The following is an 11232-nucleotide window of genomic DNA, read 5'->3' on the forward strand; positions in this document are numbered from 1 at the left end:
CCCCAGCACCGCCACCGGCAAGCCGTCCAGCAAGGCTGGCTTGGTCGCCTGCGCCTGCAGCGGCAGGCTCATGAATGCCGCACACGCTGGGCAGGCGCCCTGCAGCTCCTGCGACGCCTTCAGTGCTGCCGGGGCCTGGTCGAGCTTGCTGCGCTTGAAGCCGAAAGCGGCGAAGTATTCCGGCGCGGTGACCGTCAGCAGGTACAGCGTACCGATGCCGCGGCTGCGCGCTTCGAGGATGAGCCGTTCAACCAACTGGCGGCCGATGCCCTGCTGCTGCAGACCCGGCGCCACGGCGACCGAGCGCATGAGCGCCACGTGCCCATAGACCTCTGCGCCGGCGCAGCCGATGACTTCGCCGTTGGCCGTGGCCAGCAGGCAGGTGCCCAGGTGGTCGCGGGCGCCGTCCAGCGGCAGCTTGTTGGCCAGCAGCAGCGCCTCGACGGCAGGCCAGTCGGCGGCCGTGGCCTGCCGCAGGAGGATGGGTGACGTCAGCAACATGATTGGGAGTCCTTGACCGGTTCGGCCCCGGCTTCGCTGGCAGGCAGGCAACACATCGCCGCCTAGTCCGCGCGCAGGGCCTTCATCAACAGCAACAGGGAGCGCTCGACTTGGCGGCGGTCGCGCTCGCTCAGCGATGACAGCAACTGCGCGGCGTGGGCGTCGAGCGTCTGGTTCAGCTCAAGCACAGTGCGTTTGCCTTCGGCGGTGAGCGTGACGAGCCAGCTCCTTGCGTCGGACGGGTTCGGCTCCTTGGTCACCAAGCCACGCCTGGCCATGGCCTCCACCGCACGCGACACCCAGCTCTTCTCCAAGCTGACCCGCGTGCCCAGTTCGGCCAGCGGCAAGGGGCCGGTGCGTCCCAGCTCGGTCAGCAGGTGACACTGCGTGCTGGTGGTGCGACAACAGTCGGCCACGACCCGCTGCGCCCGCGTGTACATGCGGGCAACCTCGCGCAGCAGGCCGCCGTGATTGGCCGTCGTGACCGCCGCCTGGGTGACCGGAGCGCCGTCCTGCACGTCTGTGCGCATCTCGTTGTGAATAGCAACCATGCAGGCGCACGGTAGACCTCATGATTTTGGTTGTCAACAGCAACTACTTGGTGGGAAAAAACGGGGCCGGGCCCCGTGAACTGCAGGTGCTCAGATCGCGCGCTGGTTCACCCGCTTGCTTAGGGCCTCGGCACTCTCCTTGCGCTCGCTGTAGCGGTCGACCAGGTAAGGGCCCAGGTCGCGCGTGAGCAGGGTGAACTTGAACAGCTCTTCCATCACGTCCACCACCCGGTCGTAGAAGGCCGAGGGCTTCATGCGGTCGTGTGCGTCGAATTCGGCAAAGGCCTTGGCCACCGAGGACTGGTTCGGGATGGTCAGCATGCGCATCCAGCGGCCCAGCACGCGCATCTGGTTCACGGCGTTAAAGGACTGGCTGCCGCCGGAAACTTCCATCACCGCCAGCGTCTTGCCCTGCGTGGGCCGCACCGCACCAACCGACAGCGGGATCCAGTCGATCTGCGCCTTCATGATGCCGGTCATCGCGCCGTGGCGCTCCGGTGAAGTCCAGACCATGCCTTCGGACCATGCGGCGAGTTCGCGCAGCTCCTGGACCTTGGGGTGGCTGTCCGGCGCGCCATCGGGCAGCGGCAGACCGGCCGGGTCGAAGATGCGGACCTCGCCACCCATCGCTTCAAGCAAACGGGCCGCCTCATGGGTCAGCAGCCGGCTGAACGAACGCTCGCGCAGCGAGCCATAAAGCATCAGGAAGCGCGGCCGGTGGCGTGAAGGTTGCGGCACCACCAGGCGCTCCTGGGTCGGCACATCGAAGAGACCCGCATCCAGTGCAGGGAATACGCCTTGCGTGCCTTCGGGAATCGCGCTCATGCCGGTGCACCTTTTTCATACCAGGCCTGGCTGCGGTTGACGATGGCGACCACTGCCAGCATCACTGGCACCTCGATCAGCACGCCGACCACGGTGGCCAGCGCCGCGCCCGACTGAAAACCAAACAGGCTGATGGCGGTGGCCACGGCCAGCTCGAAAAAGTTGCTGGCGCCTATCAACGCCGACGGCCCGGCGACACAGTGCTGCACCCCCAGCCTGCGGTTGAGCAGGTACGCCAGGCCGGAGTTGAAGACCACCTGGATCAGGATGGGTACCGCCAGCAGCGCAATCACCAGCGGCTGATCCAGGATGGCCTGGCCCTGGAAGGCGAACAGCAGCACCAGGGTCAGCAACAGTGCGCTGATGGAGAACGGACCCAACCTGGACGCAACCGCCTGGAAGTACGCCGTGCCCTTGGCCAGCAGCGCCTTGCGCCAGAGCTGGGACAGCACCACCGGCACGATGATGTACAGGCCCACCGAGGTGAGCAGCGTGTCCCAGGGCACGGTGATGGACGACAGGCCCAGCAGCAGCGCAACGATGGGCGCAAAAGCCACCACCATGATGGCGTCGTTCAAGGCCACCTGCGACAGCGTGAAGTACGGGTCGCCTTTGCAGAGCTGGCTCCAGACGAAGACCATCGCGGTGCAGGGTGCGGCGGCCAGCAGGATCAGGCCGGCAACATAGCTGTCGAGCTGGTCGGCAGGCAGCCAGGCCGCGAATGCATGGCGCACGAACAGCCAGCCCAGCAAGGCCATTGAAAACGGCTTCACAGCCCAGTTGATGAACAGCGTGACGCCAATGCCGCGGGCATGAGCCTTGACCTGGCCGAGCGCCGAGAAGTCGATCTTCAGCAGCATCGGGATGATCATGACCCAGATCAGCAGACCCACAGGCAGGTTGACCTGGGCCACTTCCATCGCTGCAATGGCCTTGAACGCGCCCGGCAACCATTGCCCCAGCGCAACGCCCGCCACGATGCACAGCGCAACCCAGACGGTCAGGTAGCGCTCAAAAAAGGAGATGGCCGATGCGGCCTTGGGCGCTGCTGCGCCGGAGAGTTGGCTTGCGCTCATGGTCAGCTGGCCGAAATGGCGTTCAGGGCGGCCCGGAGTTCGGCCTTGTCCAAGGTTTCAAGAGGCAGTTGCAGCAACTGCAGCATGCGGTAGCCGATGGCCTGGCGGGTCAGCTCGAAAGCCAGCCGCTTGCCGGCGTCTCCGCCCTGTGCATTCGACGGGTCCGCATAGCCCCAGTGCACCTTCACCGGTTGGCCGCCATCGGCATTCGCGCCAAAGAAGACGGGGCACTGCTCGGCCGCGGCGCTGTCGCAAACGGTGATGACGATGGACAGCGGCGGCGCCTCGGGCGAGGTGAACTCTTCCCAGCTCTTGCTGCGGTAGCCGGTCACATCCACACCTGCGTGGGTCAGCGCTTCGAGGGCAAACGGATTGAGCCGACCGCTGGGCGCACTGCCGGCGCTGAAGGCCCTCACGTCCTTGCCGAGCCTGGCGGCCCAGTGGTTGAGCATGCCCTCGCTCAGCACGCTGCGGGCCGAGTTGTGGGTGCAGAGGATCAGCACGTTGACGGTCATGGTCGGCAGGTTCAAAAAATGAAGTCAGCAACTGCAGGCAGCCGAGGCATCGGCGCCATTGGCGCCACAGGCCTCGCCCTGGCAGCAGTTCTCGGTCAGGAAGGCCAGCAGCGCATTCATGTGGGCGTAGGCCGCCCGGTAGATCAGGTTGCGGCTGGCGCGCTCCTGGGTCACCAGGCCGGCGTGCAGCAGCTCCTTCAGGTGGAAGGACAGCGTGGCGGCCGGAATCTCCAGGCCTTGCTGCATCGCGCCGGGTGTCATGCCGGCATCGCCCACCACCACCAGCGCACGAAAGATGCGCAGCCGCATCGGCTGGGCCAGCGCGGCGAGGGACTTGACGGCCATCTCTTCTTCCATTCTTCCATTTTAATGGAAATAATGGAGTTCAGCCAGCCCCTGCGCCGGCCCTGTTGGCAAACAGGGCGGCGGGTCAGGCGCCGGCGGGCGCCAGCGCGATGGCGTTCTGGCGATGCTTCACCGCAGTCCAGATCCGCCAGACATACATCGCACCGATGACCCCCTCGAAAAACGCACCGACGACCCAGCAGATCGGCAGGAAGTCTGCGTTGCCATCGCGCCCCAGCGTCATGAAGTAGATCGTCGGGATGCTGAAGGCCCACATCAGCACCAGGCGGGTGGCAAACAGGAACCTGGTCAGGCCGAAGGCCTCCAGCACGGCCGCGCCTGTCATCGAGAAGGTGAAGGCCAGTGCATACAGCCAGAGCACCTGGGCCGTGCCGACCGCCGCGCTGCGGATCGCTTCAGGCTTGTGGCTGAGGCCGAAGGGGTTCAGCAGCTGTTCCGGCATGGTGATCTCGAAGAGCGCCACCACCGCCACATAGGCCAGCTCGATCACCCAGGTCACGAAGATGATCCTGGGCACCTGCGAAAAGTCGTTCGCGCCGATGGCATTGCCGCACAGCACGCTGCAGCCGATGCCCAGCCCGATCAGCGGCACGATGCCGATGTAGTTGACCGTGAGGTTGACGTTGTTGGCCGCCAGCGCAATCGCGCCCAGGCCGGCGATCATCCAGATGAAGGCCGCGTTGCCGAGGTTGTCGACACCGGCAGAGACCCCGAGCGGCAGTCCCCGCCGGACCCGCAGCATCATGTCGGCCACCACGGTCGCCCCGCGCTTGAAGACGCGTTGCGTGAGCTGGTGCCAGACCTCCTGCGGCAACCGGGACAAGTAGAAGACCAGCATCGCCGAGGTGCCGAACAAGGTGCCGATGGCCGAGCCACGCATGCCAAGCTCGGGCAGCCCGAATTTGCCGAACACCAGGCCAACCGTCATGAACAGTTCCACGACCTGCCCGATCAGGCCCGCGATCAGCGTGACCCGCGTCTGGCCAATGCCGCTGAAATAGGACGACAGCGACATGTTCAAGGTCATGACGCTGCCGAAATACGCGGCCCAGTACAGGAACTGCGATTCAAGCGCCGTGATGGCGGCCGGCCTGTTGCTCAAGCGAGGAATCAGCTCGATCACCGGCGCCAGCAGCACCAGGACCGCGGCCAGCACGGCCGCGACCACCATGCCGACCGCCGCCTGGTACGCCGCCTCGTCCCGCCCTGATCGGCCGAAGGCCTGGGCGACGCAGGACCTCGAAAAGCCGGCGAACGCGGTGAAGAAGCCGACGATGGCCATGGCGGTGTAGATCGCCGGCCCGGACGCGGCCAGCGTGTCGTCCGAGTAGCGTGCCAGGCAGATGCGGTCGACCAGCATCATGATCAGGTTGCCGACCATCGAGCCCATCAAGGGCACGGAAACCTGCAGCACGCGCCTGGCAATGCCGAAGTCGAAACGCATGGGGTTGGAATTCATCAATGCCTCAACTCAGCGGGCGCGCAGCTTCAGCCGCACTGGCACCGCGCTCGGGCCGACGAAGAAATTCAACAGCTGCTCGACCGGCGGCGCGTCCAGGTCCGGCACCAGTTCGAAGTTGCGCACCAGCATCGCCAGCACCATCTTGATCTCGGTCAGCGCGAGGAAGCGGCCGGGGCACAGGCGGGGGCCGGCGCCGAAGGGGAAGACCTTGCGCGAAGGGTCTTCCTCCCGCGAAGGCTTGCCGTCGAAGATCCAGCGCTCCGGGCGAAACAGCTCGTGCTGAGGGAAGTGCGCCTCGTCCTGGCTGGCCCCGGTGTTGGCGACAAAGATCACCGTGTCTTTCGGCACAAAGGTGTCGGCCACGACGCAGTCGGCATTGCTGGCAAAGCCCATGAACGGCGCCACCGCCCGCAGCCGCTGGGTCTCGCTGTGGGCCGCTTCGAGATACGGCAGTTGCTTCAGCCACTCCCATTCGCGGGCGACCGGCGCGTCGCCGAGCACCGCGTCCACTTCGGCGGCCAGCGTGGCGGCCGCCTCGGGGTTCTGCGCCAGCAGGTTGATCATCCACGCCATCGAGTTGGCGGTGGTGTCTTCGCCGCCGATCACGCTCATGATGGCGTTGCTGATCAGTTCCTGGTCGGTGAAGCCGGACTCGGGGTTCTCGCTCGCCGCGATCATCGCCTCCAGCATGTTGCCGGGCTTCTGGCGCAGTTGCGGCTGCTGCGCCATGCGCTCGCGCGCATCCTTGACGAAGCCGATGACAGCCTGCTCGATGTCGTCCGCCGACTTGTCGGCCGCGCGGTCCACCGGCAGCTTGAAGTGGCGCCAATAGGGCAGCAGCGTGGCGTTGCGGGCGCCCAGGCGTTGGAAGATGTTGTCGATGTCGCGCTGCACCTGGTTGCCGTCGTCGTTGACGGCGTCGATATCCTGCCCCATCGCAATGGCCACGATCACATCGAGGGCCATCGCCTTCAGGTCGCGATGCAGGTCGATGCGCCGGCCCTCTGCCACCGCTGTCTTCCAGCGCAGCAGCACCCGCTCGGTGATGACCACCATCGTCGGAAAGAAGTTGCGCACGACCTCGGCGTTCAGCCCGCCCATGACCAGCCTGCGCTGCTTGCGCCAGTCGTCGCCTTCGGCGGTGATGACGCCAGCGATCTTCAGCTCGCCCATGCTGGTCTTGAGGTTGGAGGTGCGCCGGAAGCCGTCCGGGCGGTCACGCAGCAGGCCCTCCACGGCTGCGGGCTCGGAGAGCACCATCAGCTGGTGGCCCATCACATCCAGCCGGAAGACGGGACCGAACTCGCGAATCCAGTCCGCCAGCGTCAGGTGGAACTGGCGCCCGCTGAGCTTGAGCAGGCTGCCGACCAGCGGCAAGCCCTTGGGGGCGGGCAGGTCGGCGATGGTGCGCGAGAACTCGAATGTCCCCATGCGTTTGGCATCCAGAGGGGGCGCTGAGGTGTTGGCGTCCATGCTGTCTTTCGGCTATTTGTTGGCGAACGAAATGTGGGCGGCAGCATGCAAAGGCCCGCTGCTCGCCCCACGGTGGAGGCTGGCCGAGATCTCGCGCGCCAGCTTCTCGATGTGTGGCGGCTTCACGATCGTGTAATGGCTGCCACCGATGGCCATCACCCGCAGGCGCTTGCCGAGCAAGGCGGCCCAGCCGAGCGTGAGGTCCTCGCCTTCGCGCCGCGCGGCGGCGAAGAAGCTCACCGGCGCCGCAATCAGCGGTGGCCGGTAGGCGTCGGCCGCCTTGGCACCGGCCACGTACAGCGCCACGATGCGCTTCACCTGCGCCGCATCGAGCTGCGTCGGCAGCAGCTGCTCGCGTTGGCACACCTGGATGATGGCGTCCAGTTGCCCGGCGCTCGCCAGCTGTGTGACCTCGTCGTAGACGGGATGCTGGCTCGCGTCGACCCACTCGGGGTGCAGGTCGATGACCCAGTGCAGCAGGGCGCTGCATTCGTCGACCTCGCGGGCCGCCTCGCCCGGCTCGCTGGCCAGCGGGCAGCCGCTGTCGATCATGCCCACGAAGGCCACCGTCTCCCCTGCGCCAAGCAGCTGGTGCGCGATCTCGTAGGCGATCATGCCACCCAGGGACCAGCCCGCGAGCTGGTAGGGCCCGCTTGCCTGGACCTGGCGGATGGCACCGAGGTAGGCACGCGCCATCTCGGCGATGCTGGCATGCGGCTTCTCGCCACTGGCAAAGCCGCTGGCGGCCAAGGCGTACACGGGCTGATTCGGGGCCAGGTGTCGCGACAGGTCGAACGCATACTGCACTTCGCCGCCAATTGGATGGATCAGGAACAGCGGCGTGGCGTCCCCGCGGGTGCGGATCCGGACCAGGTTCGGATGCCTGGCGGCCGTCGCATGCGAATCGATGAACTTCGCCAGGGCCGCCAGCGACGGGTGGGCAAAGAGGTCTCTCAAAACCATCCCGTTGACGCCGCGATCGCGCAGCTTTGCCACCATTTGCGTGGCCAGCAGCGAGTGGCCACCGAGCAGGAAGAAGTCGTCCTCGGCCCCCACCTTGTCGATCTGCAGCAGCTCGGCCCAGACCTCCGCGATGGCCTGTTCGGTCGGCGTGCGCGGCGGCATGTATGCGGCCTGGCTTTGCGCCATCTCAGGCACCGGCAAGGCTTTGCGATCGACCTTGCCGTTGGGGGTCAGCGGCAACACGTCCAACATCACGTAGGCGCTCGGCAGCATGAAGCTGGCCAGTTCCTCCGCCAGTTCGGCACGCAGGGCGTCCTCGTCCAGCGCGTGCCCGGCATGTGGCACCACGTAGGCCACCAGCCGCTTGTCGCCGCCAGGCGCCTCATGCGCCAGCACCACCGCCTCCCGGATGCCGTGGGCCGCAGCCAGCTTGGCCTCGATCTCGCCCAGCTCGATCCGGAAGCCGCGGATCTTGACCTGGAAGTCATTGCGTCCCAGGTACTCGATCTCGCCGCCCGGCAGGTACCTGGCGAGGTCGCCGGTCTTGTACAGCCTGCCGCCCGGCAAGCGGCCGAAGGGGTCGGCGATGAAGCGTTCCGCCGTCAGCTCTGGTTGGTTCAGGTAGCCGCGGGCGACGCCGGCACCGCCGATGTGGATCTCGCCTGCCACGCCAACCGGTACCGGCTGTAAACGGCTGTCGAGGATGTAGACCTGGGTGTTGGCCGCCGGGCGGCCGATCGGGATCTCACCCGGCGGCAAGGCCTGGCGAGCGTCCATCTTCCAGGCCGTGGCGTACACCGTCGCCTCGGTCGGGCCATAGGTGTTGAGCCAGGCCGTGCCTGCCTGCACTGCGCGCCGCCACGGACCGAGGTGGCGGCGCTCCGCCTTCTCGCCGCCCACCACGACCAGGCGCAGCGCGCCGGGTTCAGCGCCGCTCGCGGGCGCTGCGTTCTGCGCCCACTGTTGCCAGAAGGCAGTCGGCAGCTCGGCCACGGTGATGCCCATGTCGGCGATGAAGTTCAGGAAGACCTCGTCTGGCGCGACCAGGTCGGCCGGCCGCAGCACCAGGGTGGCGCCCACCGTCAGCGCGGGAAAGATCTCCTCGACCGACGCGTCGAACGCGACCGAGGCGAACTGCAGCACACGGTCCTCTTCAGAGAGCGCGCACAGGCGCACATGGCCCTGGATCAGGTTGACCACCGACGCATGCTCGACCATCACGCCCTTGGGTTGCCCGGTCGAGCCCGAGGTGTAGATCACATAGGCGAGGCGGCGCCCCGCCGACCCATCGGCTTCAAGCTCGGGGTTGACGCCCGCCTGATGAGCCCAGTGCTGTGCGTCCGCCTGAAGGTCCAGGTTCGGCATGCCCTGCGCCTGCAAGGTCGCCGCCAGGCGCGAACGGGTGGCCTGGCGCAGGCAGGTCAGCACCGCCACCGGCGCGCTGTCGTGCAGCATGTGGGACAGGCGGTCCGCCGGATAGGCTGGATCGAGCGGCACGTAGGCGCCGCCTGCCTTGAGCGTCGCCAGCAAGGCCATCACCATCTCCACGCCACGTTCCGCGCAGATCGCGACACGCGACTCGGGCCCAACGCCCAGCACCATCAAATGGTGCGCCAGCCGGTTGGCCTGTGCGTTCAGCTCGGCGTAGCTGAGCGAGCGGCCCTCATGGACGACGGCCACCTTGTGCGGCGTGCGCGCCACCTGCGCCTCGAACAGCTGCTGGACCTGCGTGGATTGCGGGTCCACGCCGGGGAACGCCGTGGCGGTGTCGTTCCATTCGGCCAGCATGCGCTGGCGCTCGCCGCTGCCCAGCAGGTCCAGCTCCCCAACCGGCGTGTCGGGATCAGTCACGATGGCCTGCAGCAGGCGCGTGAAGTGGCCGGCCAGGCGCGCGATCGTGCTGGCGTCGAACAGGTCGGTGCTGTATTCGAAGTCGCCATGCAACCCGTCTGCACTTTCGGTCAGGGTCAGGGTCAGATCGAACTTGGCGGTGACGACGGGGCCGGCAACAAACGACATCGACAGGTCCGGCATTTCCGGCCGGGCCATGGGCGCGTTCTGAAGGGCCAGCATCACCTGGAACAGCGGCGTGTGACGGGCATGCCGGCCGGGCTGCAAGGCCTCCACCACCTGCTCGAAGGGCACATCCTGGTTCGCGTAGGCATCCAGCGTGTGGCCCCTCACCTGCGCCAGCAGCGCAGAGAATCCAAGGCTGAGGTCGACCTGCGTGCGAATCACCAGCGTGTTGACGAACAGGCCGATCAAGCCCTCGATCTCGGTGCGGTTGCGGTTGGCGATGGGCGTGCCGATGCAGATGTCGGTCTGCCCGGCCTGGCGCGCCAGCAGGACGTTGAAGGCCGCGCACAGGGTCATGAACAAGGTGCTCTGCGTCTTCCTGCTGAGCGCCCGCAGCCTGGCAGAGAGCTCCGCGGGCAGCGCATACGGCAAGGAGGCGCCGTCTTGGCGCTGCACAGGCGGGCGCGGCCGGTCAGTGGGCAAATCCAGCAGCGCGGGCGCCCCATTCAGGCGCTGCTGCCAGTAGCCCAGTTGCCGCGCCAGGCGTTCGCCGCTCAGCCACTGCCGCTGCCGGGCGGCAAAGTCGACGTAGCGCATGGGCAGCTCGGGCAGCGCCAGCGGCAGCCCCGCGGCGTGGCTCGCATAGAGCGCACCGAATTCCCGCACCAGGATGCCGATGGACCAGCCGTCGAAGACGATGTGATGCACGGTCAGCAGCAGCAGATGCTGCTCGTCGCCGAGCTGCAGCAGGCCACCCCGGATCAGCGGGCCTGTCGTCAGGTCAAAAGGCAGCTGCGCTTCGGCCAGCATGCGCGCGGCCACTGCTGCGTCGCGCGCCTGCTGCGTCGAGTGGCGCAGGTCATCGAACGGGAGCGCCAGGTCCACTCGCTGCAACAGCCGCAGCACCGGTGTGCCGCCGGCGCTCTGGAAACAGGCGCGCAGCGCGTCGTGGCGACACACGAGGTCGTTCAGCGCCGCCTGCAACGCGGGCCGGTTCAGCTTGCCTTCGAGACGGAACGCGATCGGGACGTTGTAGGTGGCACTCGGGCCCTCCAGCTGATCCAGGAACCACAGGCGCTGCTGGGCCAGCGACGGCGGGAAGGCTTGTGCTGGCAACTCGGCCGGCAAGCCCAGGGCGGCCGGCGTCTGCGGCGCTTCCGGTGACTCGGCCCCCGCGGGCGCGAGGATGGCGGCCAGGTCCGCCAGCACCGGCGTCTCGAAGACGGTGCGCAGCGAAATGGCGGTGCCGAATTTCGCCCCCAGGCGCGACATCAACTGCGTGGCCAGCAACGAATGGCCGCCAAGCGCAAAGAAGTCGTCGTGCACACCCACCTTGTCGACCTGCAGCAGCTCGGCCCAGACTTCGGCCACGGCCTGTTCGGCCGCCGTGCGAGGCGCCAGGTATTCGGCCTCGCCCTGTGACATGTCCGGTGCGGGCAGCGCCTTGCGGTCCACCTTGCCATTGGCCGTCAGCGGCATCGCCG

General features: G+C 67.2%; 9 protein-coding genes. All 9 read right to left on the reverse strand.

Features of this window, described 5'->3' with window-relative positions:
• The coding region (gene arsN2 / locus FKP22_RS10385) for an arsenic resistance N-acetyltransferase ArsN2 (RefSeq protein WP_141287423.1) at positions 1-501 on the reverse strand (501 nt) is incomplete at its 3' end.
• Positions 502-563: 62 nt separating this feature from the next.
• Positions 564-1031, reverse strand: a complete 468-nt coding sequence (locus tag FKP22_RS10390; RefSeq protein ID WP_141287424.1) for a MarR family winged helix-turn-helix transcriptional regulator — start codon at positions 1029-1031, stop codon at positions 564-566.
• 111 nt (positions 1032-1142) lie between these two features.
• Complete coding sequence (gene arsH / locus FKP22_RS10395) at positions 1143-1877, reverse strand: arsenical resistance protein ArsH (RefSeq protein WP_141287425.1); 735 nt, start codon at positions 1875-1877, stop codon at positions 1143-1145.
• Entirely contained in the window at positions 1874-2953 is a 1080-nt protein-coding gene (gene arsB / locus FKP22_RS10400; protein ID WP_141287426.1) for an ACR3 family arsenite efflux transporter, read from the reverse strand. The genes arsH and arsB overlap by 4 nt, the downstream gene beginning before the upstream one ends.
• Before the next feature lie 2 nt (positions 2954-2955).
• Positions 2956-3468 carry an arsenate reductase ArsC gene (locus FKP22_RS10405; protein ID WP_141287427.1) on the reverse strand — a complete coding sequence of 171 codons (513 nt, stop codon included), beginning with the start codon at positions 3466-3468 and terminating at the stop codon, positions 2956-2958.
• Positions 3469-3492: 24 nt separating this feature from the next.
• Positions 3493-3825, reverse strand: coding sequence for an ArsR/SmtB family transcription factor (locus tag FKP22_RS10410; RefSeq protein ID WP_141287428.1), 333 nt, complete (start codon positions 3823-3825; stop codon positions 3493-3495).
• A 73-nt stretch (positions 3826-3898) separates the two neighbouring features.
• Positions 3899-5293, reverse strand: coding sequence for an MATE family efflux transporter (locus tag FKP22_RS10415; RefSeq protein WP_211361365.1), 1395 nt, complete (start codon positions 5291-5293; stop codon positions 3899-3901).
• A gap of 12 nt (positions 5294-5305) precedes the next feature.
• Complete coding sequence (locus FKP22_RS10420) at positions 5306-6769, reverse strand: cytochrome P450 (RefSeq protein ID WP_141287429.1); 1464 nt, start codon at positions 6767-6769, stop codon at positions 5306-5308.
• 12 nt (positions 6770-6781) lie between these two features.
• The coding region (locus FKP22_RS10425) for a non-ribosomal peptide synthetase (protein WP_141287430.1) at positions 6782-11232 on the reverse strand (4451 nt) is incomplete at its 5' end.

Origin of the sequence: Ideonella azotifigens, assembly GCF_006519715.1 — a bacterium.
Classification (GTDB): domain Bacteria; phylum Pseudomonadota; class Gammaproteobacteria; order Burkholderiales; family Burkholderiaceae_C; genus Ideonella; species Ideonella azotifigens.